The sequence below is a fragment of the Priestia koreensis genome, assembly GCF_022646885.1.
GTDB classification, from domain to species: Bacteria; Bacillota; Bacilli; order Bacillales; family Bacillaceae_H; genus Bacillus_AG; species Bacillus_AG koreensis_A.
Window position 1 is genome coordinate 1,607,164 of record NZ_CP061868.1, and the last position, 13,841, is coordinate 1,621,004.

Below are 13,841 nucleotides of genomic sequence, written 5' to 3' on the forward strand. Positions count from 1 at the left end.
TATCCATCGTAATAAATTAGAGCTGGTTCTTCTATTATGCCATAGAAGAATGTCTCTTGGTATTACTAAAAACGTACACGTCAGTCCAAGTTTCGATCAAGCAATACCCCTGTTTGTTCTGCGATCACTTTAGTCGGAATATGCATGCCGTTTTTAAACCACCATTCTACTGTTCCGACCATTGCTGAAGAGAAGAATTGAATTGCAATTTCAGGACTTAGCCCGTGATTCGCTCCTTTTGTTGTATCCACTTCAGGGCCAAATTCTTGAACGACCAAGTCTAAAAAGCGACTACGAAAATAGTGAGCGCCTTTGCTTTCTAGCATAGTCGAAAAGAATAGATGATGTTCCTCAAAATAGTCAAACCAAATGTAATTCCCTTCCTGAAACGTTAAATCAGCTGCTGAATGGCATAGGTCTCTCAGATTGTCCATATGTTCTTCAATCATCTTATCTAATAAATCATATTTGTCCATATAGTGAAGATAAATGGTTCCTCGATTTACATTTGCTCGGTCCGCAATGTCTTGAATCGTAATATCATCAAAACGTTTATCAATCATTAATTCAGTTACTGCCTTTTTAATAGCCTCTTGGCTTTTTAGTATCCTACGGTCTACTTTCGCCATGTTAAAACCTCACTTTTTTCAAAAGATATTCAACAACATATAGCAATTTGTTGAGTAATCAACGAATTGCGTTTCATTGATTATTGAGTATCACTTCTTTTTCTTTATAATTATAAACAGATGTTGATTAATGAATCAATGTTGATTTTAGACAAGGACATGCTATGTCAAAGCAATAGAAAAAGTACGTGTAACAGGAGGAATGCTGATGAGCCGTATTGATAAGAGTAAAGAAAAATACACGGAGCTGTTTGGGTATGGAATGCCGGCTACACAAGTTACAGATCCAGAATTTCAAGACATTCTAAACCACTTTATTTTCGGAGAAGTGTTTTATCAAGGTAATTTAGAAGACAAGGCGCGTGAATTAATTACCTTGGTGGTTCTAACGACCAATCAGACGATTCCTCAATTAAAAGCGCATGTACAAGCAGCATTAAATGTCGGACTGACGCCTGTGGAGATTAAAGAAGCTGTTTATCAGTGCGCTCCGTATATTGGGTTTCCTAAAACGTTGCATGCTATTACGGCAGTGAACGAAATCTTTGAAGAAAATCAGATTTCGTTACCGGTAGAGAATCAAAAAATAGTAAATGAACAGAATCGTCTACAAAAGGGTCTTGCTAAGCAAATAGAGATTTTTGGGGACGTTATTCAAACGATGCAAAAGAATGCTCCGGAAAATCAAAAGCATATACAAGAGTATCTATCAGCTTTTTGCTTTGGAGATTTTTATACGCGCAGTGGGCTAGATGTAAAAATGCGAGAGTTGTTAACATTGTGTATCATTAGCGCGTTAGGTGGTGCGGAAAGTCAAGTGAAGTCACATGTACAGGGGAATCTTAACGTGGGAAATGATAAAGAAACGTTAATTGCAGCAATGACTCACTGTCTGCCGTATATGGGTTTCCCTCGAACATTAAATGCATTAGCTTGCATTAATGACATCATTCCTGAAAATTAAGGGAAGATGATAGGGTGGATTCACAGGTTCTAGTGTAAGGAAAGAACAAAATGATAAGAAAATAGATAAAACAATGGATCATATGAAAAATGATCTAAAGGAGAGGAAAACATGTTTAATCAAACTCATACATTCTCAAATGGTGTAAAAATCCCACTCGTAGGTCTTGGAACGTGGCTTCTTGATGATGACCAGGCAGCACAGGCTGTTCGTGATGCAGTATCTGCTGGGTACCGTCATATTGATACGGCTCAGGCTTATATGAATGAAGCAGGAATCGGAGAAGGAATTCGTTCTTGTGGGATCGCAAGAGAAGAACTTTTCATTACGACAAAGGTTGCAGCAGAAGCAAAAACGTATGACGAAGCCGCGAAGTCGATTGATGAATCGTTAACAAAAATGGGAATGGACTATATTGATCTTCTCATTATTCATAGCCCACAGCCTTGGAAGGAGTTTCGTGAAGAAAAACGCTATGACAAAGAAAATCAAGCCGTATGGAAAGCGATGGAGGATGCTTATAAAGAAGGAAAAGTAAAGGCAATCGGTCTGTCTAATTTCCTTCAAGATGATATTGAGAACATTCTAGAAAGCTGTGAAATTAAGCCGATGGTCAATCAAATATTGGCACATGTTAGCAATACGCCAATAGATTTAATTGAATTTTGCCAAGAAAAAGACATCCTTGTAGAGGCTTATTCACCGATTGCCCATGGTGCGGTTCTTAATAACAAGGAAGTGAAGGTAATCGCTGATAAGTACGGAGTATCTGTTGCCCAGCTTTGCCTACGCTATGATATCCAGCTTGGTCTTGTCGTCATTCCGAAGACAGCCAATCCAGAACACATGAAAAACAATTTGGAGATTGATTTTGAGATTAGCGAGGAAGATATGGAGACGCTGAAAAATGTAGAACAAATTCAGGATTACGGTGAGCACAGTTACTTCCCTGTATTCGGCGGAAAGTTAACGTAATAGTTTGAGTTGAAAAACAACTCGTCTTAATTGTTATAGGAGGGACAAAAATGGCAAAACATGAAGAGGTAAAAAACGGTGTGATTTTTCCAGTAGGAGAAAAAAATGAAGCGTACTCACAGTTCTTTGTTGGACAAAGCTATCTGAGAACGTTAATTTCGGATCCTAAAGTAAACGTTGGCGTTGGTAATGTGACATTTGAACCTGGGTGTCGAAACAATTGGCATATTCATCGCGATGGCTTTCAGCTTTTATTAGTCACAGGCGGTGAAGGATGGTACCAGGAAGAAGGGAAACCTGCGCAGTTCTTAACAGCTGGAGATGTGGTCGTTACTCATGACGGTGTGAAACATTGGCACGGTGCGGCAAAAGACAGCTGGTTTGAACACATTGCGATTACGGCAGGAACACCAGAATGGTTAGAGGCGGTAACAGATGAGGAGTACAACAACGTAAAATAAATAGGATTAAATCAAAAGACTTATTGATTATATATAATGGGATCATTAAAGACTTTTAAATAATATGGTGAATGGGCGCAATGACAAATGAGGTTTAATAGTATCTTTTTAAGGTGTATCAACAGAAAAGTTGATACGCCTATTTTTTCGCTTTAGCAATACATTTAAAGGTGTTATTACGATTTGACATATATAGCTTTTATTCGTTTTATGACTACATTACATTTCCGTGGGTTTAGTAGGAAACACTAAAATGAGGTGTTGTCTGTGAAGACTTGTATCAGTTTTCTAATTGGATTCCTTCTTTTGGTTCCCCGTAGTATTACAGCCGCAGAAAATGATGGATATGAGATGGTTAGCCGTAATAGGGAAGAAAATATTACTCTTTACAGCAAGAAATTGGAGGGACTATACAGAGGATTTAAAATGGATTTTAAAGGGGGGACCTACACAAATCCTTTCTGGAATAATGAAACAAATCCTACTTATGCGCCACAAATTTATTATACCGACATTAACCATGACCACCAGAAAGAGCTAATAATTGTCTTAACTACAGGATATGGAACGGGTGTCCTGTTGGAAGAGATCCATGTGTTTCATATCATTAACAACGAGTTATTTGAGGTTCTTGTTGATAATCCTTTAGCCGTTGTTTATAAGAATGTAAGAACGAAACTATCAAATGTAGAAGCGGAGATCCGTACAAGAGAAAAGAACTATAAAGTAGATATAGCGCCTGTTGAAAGTAAACATGGAAACCTATTTGACGATGTAGCCTTCGGAAGTATTGTAGATTATGAAGTAATCCACAATACTCTCATGGTTAGACTAAGTGGTCAAATATCAGATGCGGGTTTTCTTGGAGATATTGTCATGGGGTATGCGTACAAAAATAATATGTATCAAGTAAAAACAATTCAATTTTATAACAGCATTAAACAAAATCCTTTTTATGGTCCCATGTAATGGTAAATTCGAAGAAAAGGCTATTATCTATATGCAATATTGAACAACCAAAGAACGGTTTACTAATAGGTGACAGTTCAGTGTACACTGCTGCTGTATTTCCAATTCATTTGAGGTGGTCGGACATAAAGGTTATTTTCAGGGATGAGAAGATAGCGGTAAAGTAGATAAGAACGGAAATAAAATTACTGGCGGTGTACTTAATTGGACCCAAGGCGGGACTTATGTAGAGATGAACCGTTCAAGGTTATCGAAAGAACGAATGTTAGAAATCGCAAGGTCAATAAAATAGCGTTGTGAAAAACTACTTTAAAGATCAAAAAAAGCAAAGGAAAACCAATTTCATTGCTTTTTTTGTCTGCTGATTTATTGCTGATATTAGTACCAAATGCTTTGCTAAAACAATTACGAATTCAATTTTTTTGCTTCGAAATCAAATCCGTTAAAATTAAATACAACGCCTTTTAAAATCAAAGCTGAAAATTCATTTGACGATATAGCTTTTATGAGTGTTGTAAATTATGGAGTAAACTAAAGCTTTTCGTAAGAAGAGGAAGTGAATACTACTTCCTCTTCTATTTCTTTCTTTTAATGTGAGTGTTAAAACAGCCGCCCCTTTTTTTATACAGGATGAGCTTGCTACCAATTAAGCTGCTTTCCATCTTTAAAAAAGCCTCCTGAAGGTCCCTCAGGTCCGATCGTTGCTAGCCAAAGAATGGACTCCGCTGCTTGTTTTGGTGTTCTTGGTGCTGAAGGTCCACCCATGTCTGAGCTTACCCAGCCGGGATCGACTGCGTTTATTTTAATGTTCGGATTTGTTTCTGCAGCTACCAGTTGTGTGAGACCGTTTAGCATCAACTTAGATAATTTGTAAGCTCCAACTCCTGGAGAGGACATTTCACTCATCGCTCCGTACTCTGAAGAAACGTTAATGATTCTGCCATAGCCCTGTTGTTCCATGAGCGGAAGAAAAGTACGAATGACATGATAGGCACCGAGAAAATTTGTTTTAAGTGTTTTCTCAAGAATAGACGGGTCCATCTTTACTAATTCTTCATTCTCATCTAAATAAATTCCCGCATTATTGATTAACACATCCAGTTTCCCGTGCTGATCACGTACTAAGTTCATAGCTTGTCCGATGCTTACTGGATTTTCTATGTCCATTTCTACAAATGAAACAGTAAGATTGGACTCCTTGAGTGCTTTCACAGCTTTATGTCCTGCTTCCGCATTCCTACTTGTTAGAATAACGATAAAACCAGCTTTTCCTAATTGCTTAACAAATTCGTATCCAATCCCGCGATTGCCTCCTGTGACAAGTGCAATTTTACGTTCGTTTGACATCGTAACTCCTCCATTTAAATTGATTGTTTGCATGATTAGAAACGTCTGTTCACCAATGACCGTGTAGATCAATACGGGAGCCTAGACGAGACTCCTGTAAAAGAATGAAATGCATGACTTATTTAGCAAGTTGTGTGATCGGACGATTTAAATAATTTCTCAGCAGCACAAAGACGATGCTTAGGACTAATGATAAGATGCCGACTAGTATGACGTACTGAGTTCCTAACGTTGAAATGAACGCTCCACCTACCGCTGTTCCGATCGTTGTTCCTAAGTTAACGGACGATAAAAATAATCCATTTGCGAAATCGGGGGCTTCAGGCGCTGCAGATGAGATCCAATATTGATTAATATTCGTTCCGATCCCTGCGAAAACACCCCAAACTAGAGTCATGATTGCCATCGGCCACGTAAACTGCCCGATGAAGAATAAAACGATGTAAACGATTCCTAATGCAAAAGGGAAAACGACTACGGTTTTAAGGGGGCTTTTCGTAAGTAACTTACCTGCGATCACGTTTCCAATAATATTTGCTCCACCAAATAGGATGAGCATGAAGCTAATCGCATTTCCGGAGAGGTTTGTTACGCTTTTAAGATACTCAGCAAGGTAGCTATAAACCCCAAAGACGGCTGAATTAAATAAAAGGACCGCAATAATGGAGAGCCAAACAATCGGTTTTTTTAATACGCTTAATTGTGCTCCGTAAGAGAGCTTTTCTTTGACGGGCATAGAAGGGAAGAATGCCCATGTCGCGATAAATACGATCGCATTGACAATGGCAAAAAATGCCATGGATACCTGAAACGAAATAGTACTTGCAAGAAAGCTTGCGATTGGTACCCCAAGTACCATACCCGCAGATACGCCAATAAACACTTTTGAGACTGCCTTCGGCGCCTCTTCTTCTCGAACGGAATTCGCAGCCATTGTGAAAGCGGCTGAAAAATAGATTGGATGAAAAATGGCCGGGATAATACGAGCAATAACTGCAATCGTAAAGTTTGATGTGAAAATGGAAACAACATTACCTAAAACGAAAATGCCGAGTACAACTAGCATGGCTTTTTTACGATTGATTCCTGAGAACAATAGTGGCATCGTCGGTCCAGAGATTGACACAGTAAGTGCAAAGAGGCTCACGAGCCAGCCAGCTTTTGATACGCTAATGTGAAAATGATCCGCGATGTAGGGTAGTATTCCAATAAATCCCATTTCAGTGTTGATGATCCCGAAAGCTCCTAAAGTTAATACGAATAGGAGTAACTTATTTTTCTTAAACATAAAATGGATGACCTTCTTTCTAAAATGTGTTGTTCTCTAGTTGTGTAGAATTCAAGAAACGTGTTTTGACAAAACGATCAATGAGTTTTTTCCATTGTTAGGGTGAAGTCACCATGAAGATTTTCGAAGTTCTCTTTTCCTGATTCGATCTGACCTAATATCACGAGGTCATTGGTTGCGACCTCATGTCCTTTATAAAAAATAGCGATATTTCCCCAAGGAGAATAATAAGCAAAGTCTCCTTTTTTTGGCTGATTTTTAGATTGTGAATGGTCGGATGATAACCTTTTTTTCAGCACGCTAATTTTCTCTTTTGCTACGTAGTCTTTGAAAGTTAGTGTTAAAGGTAGCTGTGCTAGCAAGTCTCTGCTCATTGGATGATCGTACATCTTGACGAATACAGTGTAGTTGTCAAAGGTTAATTTTACTCGTGTATCTAACATGTGTTTTTCTTTTAACTGCACTTGTTGACGACTTCCTTCGTATCCCTTGTCCGTTTTAGACGTAGGTCCTTCGCTACTACAAGCAGATAGAGATAGGTACATGCCTAAAAGGGACACTAAGTACAATTGTTTTCTCATTTTGTTTTCCTCCTTTACTTCCCCTTTAGAAACAAAGCCGTATAGAACAGCAACTCTAGTTGTAAGAAAGAGTGTAGATAAAATAAGTGGGTTGTGAAATGAATACTCGAAACCATTTTTGGCTAAATAAAAACTTGAACTCAAGTAATAAAGCGTCTATTTTGTGCTAGAATTCATGCCATCACCTTCGTTGCTCCTTATTCTAATGGTTCTTTCTTTATATAGAAAATACTTATATCTTATATCTTTATATGCTTGATAAGCATTTCTTTGTTATGTACACTAACTATAATAAAGAGGAGGAACTTGTATGGAGCTTCGAGTGTTGAGGTATTTTCTTACCGTTGCTAGAGAAGGAAATATTACGAAGGCGGCTAATTTTTTACACGTTACGCAGCCCACCTTGTCGAGACAGTTAAAAGATTTGGAAGAAGAGCTTGGAAAAAAACTCTTTGTTCGTAGCAGTCATAGCGTCATTCTCACAGAGGAGGGTATTATTCTTCGAAAGAGAGCAGAAGAAATTCTGAATATGGTGGATAAGCTAGAGGGCGAATTTAGTTCAATGGAAGAAACGTTGAGCGGCGATGTCTATATAGGGGGTGGCGAAACGGAGGCGATGAAGCTGATTGCGAAGGTGGCAAAAGATTTGCAGCTACGTTATCCAAAGATACGCTACCATTTGTATAGTGGAAATGAAGAAGACATCACTGAACGACTTGATAAAGGATTGCTTGACTTTGGTCTTTTAATTCAGCCAGCGGATCTTTCCAAATACAATTATATAAATGTACCTGCCAAAGACGTATGGGGCGTGGTGATGAGAAAAGACAGCCCTCTTGCCGAGAAAGAAACCATTGAAGCAACGGATTTACTAGAGCTACCACTTATCTGCTCACGGCAGGCAATGAAGCAGACGTTTTCAAAAAATGAATTCGCCGATTGGTTTGGGGAGGATTTTCATAAATTAAATATCGTGACGACATATAATCTCGCATTTAATGCGTCTCTCATGGTTGAAGAAGGAATAGGCTATGCGATTACACTTGATAAAATCGTAAACACCTCGGAAAGTAGTAGCCTATGTTTTAGATCATTACAGCCACGTCTCGAATCAGGGCTAAACATGGTTTGGAAAAAGCATCAGCTTTTTTCCGCAGCAGCGAATGCTTTTTTACAAGAAATGAGAGGAGAATTTTCTTAACGTGAATAAGCTCTTGAACGGGACGGTTACGGGAATGAAATAAATGAACGAAGAAAAGGAGGAGAATTGAAATGAAGGTGGATTTAATACATGCAATTGAGGAAGAATTTCAAGCATGTCCAGAAGCATTTGGAGGGCCTGTTTCAATTCAAGAAGTAGAACAAGCGGAGAAAGAACTGCAAATGAAGCTACCGGAAAGCTTTAAACAATTTCTTCAAAGCTATGGTTCAGGAGGAGTTGGGGAAGTAATCGTGTTAGGGTTAAGGGAGGCGGAATTGGTTTCAACACCATCGTTTGTTGAGCAGTCTTTAAGATTTAGGACCATTCTTCCGAAGGGATATGAGAATTTTGTTGTCATTGGAATAGATGGTGCGGGGAATCCAGTAGGTTTTAGTGATTCTGATGGAGGTATCATTTCATTCGATTTTGATTTTGGCGGAGACAAGTGGATTGCTAGCAGTTTTGAAGAGTATATAGAAAAGGCGCTTAAGGGAGAGATTGGAATTCAGTTTTAAGCATGAATTCATATCAGGAGGATTATAGCTATGGATTTACCAATGAAACGTGTTTATGATCGGGCATTAAAGAACACGTCATTTAGTTTTCGAGAATTAAAATATGCTGTTGATAAGGGTTTTTTACCATCTGAAGTAGTTATTACACATGCTGTCACATTGCTTTCTGAAAAGACGAGTGAATCTGATACATTGTTTCAACTAGCTGCTTTGTATGCAGACGAATCCATCCAGCACTATCTAGATAAGCTAGCAAAAGCAGAACCATCTCAGCAGATTGAAGTAATAAAAGAGAAGTGGCTGTATGTTGTGTTAGATTGGTTATTCGCAGAAAAGGATCATTATCCAGATCCCCTTGGTATAGTAGAGGAAATTTGCAGATTTTGATTACCCAGAAATAATGGAAGGGTTTGTTAGGTATATGCCTACGAAAGAACCTAATCTTGGAGTTTTTGGATTAAAGTACGCTCGTTTATATAAACATTGGGAGAGCTATTTAACGGAACAACATCAAAGATTTTCACAAAGTTTGCATTGGGAAAGTGACCAACAGCTATGAGCTTTGGAGGTGAGAGGATGGATAGAAAATCACTAAATAAATCAATTAGAAATGCGATTAAGCGTGGAGACCATTTGACAGTAGAGAAACTAATAGAGGAGAATCCTGGGGCTTTACATACAATGACGCCGTTTGGAACGTGGTTGCACGTAGCAGCAAAAAAGGGACATCTGGACATTGTGAAATACTTCCTTCATAAAGGAATTGACGTTAACGTAAAGGGAGATATCTTTGACTCTGGGCCTTTAAATGGGGCAGCGGGGGCTGGGCATATTGAGATTGTCAAGTATCTAGTAGAAAACGGAGCAGAATTAGATGTCACGTTAGCGAAAAGAAATCCGCTTTTTGGAGCCATTTACGGCGGACATCGAGACGTCGTTGTATTCCTAGTGGAAGAAGGAATGGACATCTCTGTTCGATATACGGGGGAAGTGCTAAAAAATATGAATGCTTACGAATATGCGAGAGAATTTGGGCAGACAGAAATTGCAGAGTACTTAAAATCGAAAATGAATCTTGATGAACAATAGGATATGTTTACCGTGTGCATTCCTGTTTATTAAAAGAGACTTATCGCTTATTGCGCTAAGCCTCTTTTGATTAAATTATATTACGCTTGAACGCCGTTTTGCGTATTGAATGCCACATTTGCCTCAGCTTCAATAAAGGTCAGAAGTTCCACAAGATCTGTTAGTCTTTGTTTGTTGTCGTTGTAGTGACGGATAGGCTGCCGTTTTTTAATACTAATGGCTTCCTGAATAAGTCCATGGAATTGTTCAGGAAGGATATCAAGTCCATATAATCCAGCACCAATTTTACTAGTGATATCTTTCTCCTTCAGCGTGTAAAGCTGACGAAGCATGCCGAGTGAACACCATTCAACGGCTTCATCAAGTTGTTTTGTTACGCTCTCTTCATGAGCAACTGCCTCTATAAAAGCTAGCTGCTGTTTTAGCTTTTCAATGGTACCTTTCCAATACGTATTTAGGTTATTTATCACATATGGAAGAACGTGATCCATTTCAATTTTAAAGTCAATTAGTTGCGCAGATCCGTAGACGTGAATGCCTCGATTTGTTACCATCCACCACGTAACAGGGTTAAGATCTGAACCAAATCCATTTGTATGCAATTCCTTATTAAAATACGTGAGTAAAAAAGATCTCTCATCTTCTAACATGCCAATCTCACTTTTTAAAATATATGCCCCCATAATATCCGTATCAGGAAGTATGACTTCTACTTCTTTATGCGCTTCTAAAATCAGATCTCTATCTTGTGCGCAAGGTTCTTCTTTCAAAATGGCGATAAAATCAATGTCGCTAGACCCTTCAATAAAAGCTCCTAGTGCAACGGATCCGTATAAATAAATCCCTTCTACTTCAATATTTCGCTTATGTAGTGCCTCCGTTAGCAAATCAATCGTTTCCTTTACAACTTTCGGTATCATATACTTCTCCCTTTCTAGTCCCTTGTTGTCTTTGTTCATTCCAATTATTGGTTATATTGAGTGGTTTTTCAAGTAGAATTTGCTTTAAACACGCAGAGCTTGTCACCAAAGAAGTTTTGGTAGCTACATTTATAAATGTATAATTGTCTTTATTTGGTATTTTTTTAATATAAATAATGGATATTTGTGGAAAAAATATTTAAAAATAAGTGCATAGTAGAGGGAGTACTTTTTCTTCACTAATTTTGATTTAGTTTCTTTTTTAACAGGAGAATTTACGGTGCAAAATAGCTCATTTGTAATAGCGCTGTGCTCAGTAAGCTTCACAGGAATGGTCGCTTTTATGCTGTCAGCAGGAATCTTACTCAAGAGGGACATGCTTGTTTAGTAGGCACACAGAAGTAACCATTGCCCTTAACACAAAAACAAGTAGGAAAGCCTTGGTCGAAAAGACTGAGGTTTTTGTTTTTCGCTTTATAACCGTCTGAAGCTTAGCGGAAATGGTATAGTAATAAAAAAGCTATTGTGAGCAAAGGAGAGATTTCGTTGCCAGTCATTATTCATCGAATTTACATTGATGCCCCTTCCTGGCTTTGCTTTGATTTAGCGCGAAATATTGATGTTCATATGGAAACGACAAGTGAGACAGGAGAACGGGCTGTGGGTGGGAAAACGGAAGGGCTGATGGAAAAAGGAGATACGGTTACGTGGGAAGCGAAGCATCTTGGTGTAAGACAACGGTTGACCGCTCAAATTGTGGAAATGGAGCGACCTACGATGTTTACGGATGTCATGGTGAAAGGAGCGTTTCAATCCTTTACGCACGTTCATGAGTTTCATGAGCATGATAATGGAACAATGATGACGGATACCTTTTCTTATCGATCTCCTTTTGGCCTTTTAGGTGTATGTGCCGATCTCCTTTTTCTTAAACGATATATGCGAAGGTTCATCGTGCAACGAGCACAAGAGCTGAAGCGAATTGCGGAAGAATACAAAACACAAAGATAAAAGGTATGGTGAACATGCAATGAACAATCATTCTGAAAGGCAGCTACGTGCGATTCAAGATGAGTATAGAGAAAAAATCTCCTTGCATAATACGTTTGAAAAACAACAACTAGCGCTAGTAGCAGGTGTTGATATTGCTTATTGGACTAACGAAGAAACAGATTATGGTGTGTGCTGTATACAGGTTCTTGATTATCAAACGAAAAAAGTTGTTGAAGCGGTAGAATACGTAGGAGAGGTAACGTTTCCTTATATACCAGGCTATCTAGCCTTTCGAGAGCTACCGCTTATTAAAGAGGCGATAAAAAAGCTAACGAGCGCTCCAGACCTTTATATGTTTGATGGCAACGGCTACTTGCATCATCGAAATATGGGGATTGCAACACATGCATCCTTTGAACTTGAAAAGCCAACGATTGGCGTCGCAAAAACGTATTTTAAAGTTGGAAACGTTGATTTTACAATGCCGGAAAATAAAAAAGGAGCGTATACCGATATTATTGTTGATGGCACCATCTACGGCCGAGCTCTTCGGACACGTGTGGATGTAAAGCCTGTGTTTCTTTCATGTGGAAACTGGATCGACCTTGACACGGCTACAGAAATTACGATGTATTTGGTGGAAAAGGATAGTCGCCTGCCTGTCACCACACGATACGCAGATCTCGCAACATATGAAGCGAGAAGAATGTATAATAACAACAACGAAGGAAAGTAGTAAAAATAGTTGATAGAAGCTTAGACGCTCGTTACCTGATTTTAGTTGGGCAACGAAAAGAAAAAAATGGTAAACTATTAAAAGAGATATATGCTGTTATAACGGTCTACATACTGCTTGACCTTGTGAAGGAAAGTCATACCTTTAGTTTAGCGTATATATCATAGATGATTAGAGTAGTCCACGATATGATATGTAAAATTGGGGTGGTAATATTGACGATAACAATACAGGAACTACACTTATACAGTAACTTTAATGAACTAGCAACCGATATATTAAGTTTAGCCAAAGAAATTTTGCCTGACCGTTTATTATACCTTAGTGCATTCACCGAAAATGAACAGGTTGTGCTGCAGCTCTCCGAGGAAAATGATTATATTGGCATTGAGGAAGGGATGTCTCTTAATCTTCAGGACACAGTTTGCTGCCGCATTGATTTTCAAAGCGGAATGCCTTTAATATTCGAAGATATTAGTAAAGAGCCATGCTTAAACGATCTTAGAGAAAGATTGACCGACGTTAATATTAATTCGTACCTTGGCATTCCAATTGTGCTTCGAAACGGGCGGATATTTGGTACGCTTTGCGCCGTTCATCAAGACGCCAAAACGTTTAATGAAAAAAGCATTAAAATGGTAGAGCGAATTGCTAAAATGTTTTCTTACTATTTAGAGTTAGAGAGCGTGGCTTATCGCGATCATTTGACAGGATTATATAATCGTCGTTTTCTAGACAAAATGTTTCGGGAAAATGCTTCGTTCGCAGGGTCTATTCTTTTTCTTGATTTAGACGGCTTTAAAAAAGTAAACGATGTATATGGACACGAAGAAGGAGATGACGTTTTAAAAGAAGTAGGTGATCGAATTCTCTCAATTATCGACGCGAAGAAACTACCTGCAACGGCGGTTCGTCTCGGAGGAGATGAGTTTATTCTGCACATTTCAAAGCACTTGACCAATGAGGAATTGGCTGATTTAGCTGATTATATACTTCTTCAGCTGTCAGCTTGGGATGATCGTCTTCAAGATGTGAATTTATCTGTGAGTGTGGGCATTGTGCCGTATGAGGCTAGTGGTTCTAATTTGGATAGCTTGTTAAAAAAAGCAGACGATGCGTTATATGAAGCAAAGAACAGTGGCAAAAACACGTATTGCTTTTGGTAGCCTGCTC

At 38.6% G+C, this 13,841-nt stretch carries 15 protein-coding genes and 1 pseudogene; 11 read left to right on the top strand and 5 right to left on the bottom strand.

Annotated features, from left to right (window positions below; all coding sequences use genetic code 11):
• Positions 1 to 80 precede the first annotated feature (80 nt).
• Positions 81 to 629, bottom strand: coding sequence for a TetR/AcrR family transcriptional regulator (locus IE339_RS08060; RefSeq protein WP_242175313.1), 549 nt, complete (start codon positions 627 to 629; stop codon positions 81 to 83).
• Between the two features lie 208 nt (positions 630 to 837).
• Between IE339_RS08060 and IE339_RS08065 the strand changes: the two genes are divergently transcribed.
• From IE339_RS08065 to IE339_RS08080, 4 genes are all read left to right on the top strand, one after another.
• Complete coding sequence (locus tag IE339_RS08065; RefSeq protein WP_242175314.1) at positions 838 to 1,593, top strand: carboxymuconolactone decarboxylase family protein; 756 nt, start codon at positions 838 to 840, stop codon at positions 1,591 to 1,593.
• A gap of 111 nt (positions 1,594 to 1,704) precedes the next feature.
• The gene (locus tag IE339_RS08070) at positions 1,705 to 2,568 is read left to right on the top strand and encodes an aldo/keto reductase (RefSeq protein ID WP_242175315.1); all 864 of its coding nucleotides are present in this window, start codon (positions 1,705 to 1,707) and stop codon (positions 2,566 to 2,568) included.
• 50 nt (positions 2,569 to 2,618) lie between these two features.
• Positions 2,619 to 3,029 (top strand): cupin domain-containing protein, encoded by a 411-nt coding sequence (locus IE339_RS08075; RefSeq protein WP_242175316.1) that lies wholly within the window; start codon positions 2,619 to 2,621, stop codon positions 3,027 to 3,029.
• 267 nt (positions 3,030 to 3,296) lie between these two features.
• Entirely contained in the window at positions 3,297 to 3,998 is a 702-nt protein-coding gene (locus IE339_RS08080; RefSeq protein ID WP_242175317.1) for a hypothetical protein, read from the top strand.
• Positions 3,999 to 4,637: 639 nt separating this feature from the next.
• Here IE339_RS08080 and IE339_RS08085 read toward each other — a convergent pair.
• The 3 genes from IE339_RS08085 to IE339_RS08095 all read right to left on the bottom strand — a co-directional run bounded on the left by IE339_RS08085 (position 4,638) and on the right by IE339_RS08095 (position 7,214).
• Positions 4,638 to 5,345: an SDR family NAD(P)-dependent oxidoreductase gene (locus IE339_RS08085; RefSeq protein ID WP_242175318.1), complete on the bottom strand. Its 708-nt coding sequence runs from the start codon at positions 5,343 to 5,345 to the stop codon at positions 4,638 to 4,640.
• A gap of 118 nt (positions 5,346 to 5,463) precedes the next feature.
• Positions 5,464 to 6,633, bottom strand: a complete 1,170-nt coding sequence (locus tag IE339_RS08090; RefSeq protein ID WP_242175319.1) for an MFS transporter — start codon at positions 6,631 to 6,633, stop codon at positions 5,464 to 5,466.
• A gap of 77 nt (positions 6,634 to 6,710) precedes the next feature.
• Positions 6,711 to 7,214: a cyclophilin-like fold protein gene (locus IE339_RS08095; protein ID WP_242175320.1), complete on the bottom strand. Its 504-nt coding sequence runs from the start codon at positions 7,212 to 7,214 to the stop codon at positions 6,711 to 6,713.
• A gap of 310 nt (positions 7,215 to 7,524) precedes the next feature.
• Between IE339_RS08095 and IE339_RS08100 the strand changes: the two genes are divergently transcribed.
• The 4 genes and pseudogenes from IE339_RS08100 (at position 7,525) to IE339_RS08115 (ending at position 10,019) form a co-directional block, all read left to right on the top strand.
• A complete protein-coding gene (locus IE339_RS08100) occupies positions 7,525 to 8,415 on the top strand; it encodes a LysR family transcriptional regulator (RefSeq protein ID WP_242175321.1) in 891 nt (296 codons plus the stop codon).
• A gap of 71 nt (positions 8,416 to 8,486) precedes the next feature.
• Complete coding sequence (locus IE339_RS08105) at positions 8,487 to 8,930, top strand: SMI1/KNR4 family protein (RefSeq protein WP_242175322.1); 444 nt, start codon at positions 8,487 to 8,489, stop codon at positions 8,928 to 8,930.
• A 42-nt stretch (positions 8,931 to 8,972) separates the two neighbouring features.
• Positions 8,973 to 9,489, top strand: a pseudogene (locus IE339_RS08110) (DUF2247 family protein).
• A 17-nt stretch (positions 9,490 to 9,506) separates the two neighbouring features.
• The gene (locus IE339_RS08115) at positions 9,507 to 10,019 is read left to right on the top strand and encodes an ankyrin repeat domain-containing protein (protein ID WP_242175324.1); all 513 of its coding nucleotides are present in this window, start codon (positions 9,507 to 9,509) and stop codon (positions 10,017 to 10,019) included.
• Between the two features lie 80 nt (positions 10,020 to 10,099).
• Here IE339_RS08115 and IE339_RS08120 read toward each other — a convergent pair whose 3' ends face one another.
• Positions 10,100 to 10,939: a nucleotidyltransferase domain-containing protein gene (locus IE339_RS08120; RefSeq protein WP_242175325.1), complete on the bottom strand. Its 840-nt coding sequence runs from the start codon at positions 10,937 to 10,939 to the stop codon at positions 10,100 to 10,102.
• A gap of 546 nt (positions 10,940 to 11,485) precedes the next feature.
• Between IE339_RS08120 and IE339_RS08125 the strand changes: the two genes are divergently transcribed.
• The 3 genes from IE339_RS08125 (at position 11,486) to IE339_RS08135 (ending at position 13,834) form a co-directional block, all read left to right on the top strand.
• On the top strand, positions 11,486 to 11,950 hold the full coding sequence (locus IE339_RS08125) for an SRPBCC family protein (RefSeq protein ID WP_242175326.1): 465 nt from the start codon (positions 11,486 to 11,488) through the stop codon (positions 11,948 to 11,950).
• Positions 11,951 to 11,969: 19 nt separating this feature from the next.
• Positions 11,970 to 12,668 carry an endonuclease V gene (locus IE339_RS08130; protein ID WP_242175327.1) on the top strand — a complete coding sequence of 233 codons (699 nt, stop codon included), beginning with the start codon at positions 11,970 to 11,972 and terminating at the stop codon, positions 12,666 to 12,668.
• Positions 12,669 to 12,883: 215 nt separating this feature from the next.
• Positions 12,884 to 13,834: a sensor domain-containing diguanylate cyclase gene (locus IE339_RS08135; protein ID WP_242175328.1), complete on the top strand. Its 951-nt coding sequence runs from the start codon at positions 12,884 to 12,886 to the stop codon at positions 13,832 to 13,834.
• The last annotated feature ends 7 nt before the right edge of the window (positions 13,835 to 13,841 follow it).

What these genes read in the sequence shown, in the direction of transcription:
- IE339_RS08060 (WP_242175313.1), bottom strand. Translation starts at nt 629, where the DNA reads ATGGCGAAAGTAGACCGTAGGATACTAAAAAGCCAAGAGGCTATTAAA.
- IE339_RS08065 (WP_242175314.1), top strand. Translation starts at nt 838, where the DNA reads ATGAGCCGTATTGATAAGAGTAAAGAAAAATACACGGAGCTGTTTGGG.
- IE339_RS08070 (WP_242175315.1), top strand. Translation starts at nt 1,705, where the DNA reads ATGTTTAATCAAACTCATACATTCTCAAATGGTGTAAAAATCCCACTC.
- IE339_RS08075 (WP_242175316.1), top strand. Translation starts at nt 2,619, where the DNA reads ATGGCAAAACATGAAGAGGTAAAAAACGGTGTGATTTTTCCAGTAGGA.
- IE339_RS08085 (WP_242175318.1), bottom strand. Translation starts at nt 5,345, where the DNA reads ATGTCAAACGAACGTAAAATTGCACTTGTCACAGGAGGCAATCGCGGG.
- IE339_RS08090 (WP_242175319.1), bottom strand. Translation starts at nt 6,633, where the DNA reads ATGTTTAAGAAAAATAAGTTACTCCTATTCGTATTAACTTTAGGAGCT.
- IE339_RS08095 (WP_242175320.1), bottom strand. Translation starts at nt 7,214, where the DNA reads ATGAGAAAACAATTGTACTTAGTGTCCCTTTTAGGCATGTACCTATCT.
- IE339_RS08100 (WP_242175321.1), top strand. Translation starts at nt 7,525, where the DNA reads ATGGAGCTTCGAGTGTTGAGGTATTTTCTTACCGTTGCTAGAGAAGGA.
- IE339_RS08105 (WP_242175322.1), top strand. Translation starts at nt 8,487, where the DNA reads ATGAAGGTGGATTTAATACATGCAATTGAGGAAGAATTTCAAGCATGT.
- IE339_RS08115 (WP_242175324.1), top strand. Translation starts at nt 9,507, where the DNA reads ATGGATAGAAAATCACTAAATAAATCAATTAGAAATGCGATTAAGCGT.
- IE339_RS08120 (WP_242175325.1), bottom strand. Translation starts at nt 10,939, where the DNA reads ATGATACCGAAAGTTGTAAAGGAAACGATTGATTTGCTAACGGAGGCA.
- IE339_RS08130 (WP_242175327.1), top strand. Translation starts at nt 11,970, where the DNA reads ATGAACAATCATTCTGAAAGGCAGCTACGTGCGATTCAAGATGAGTAT.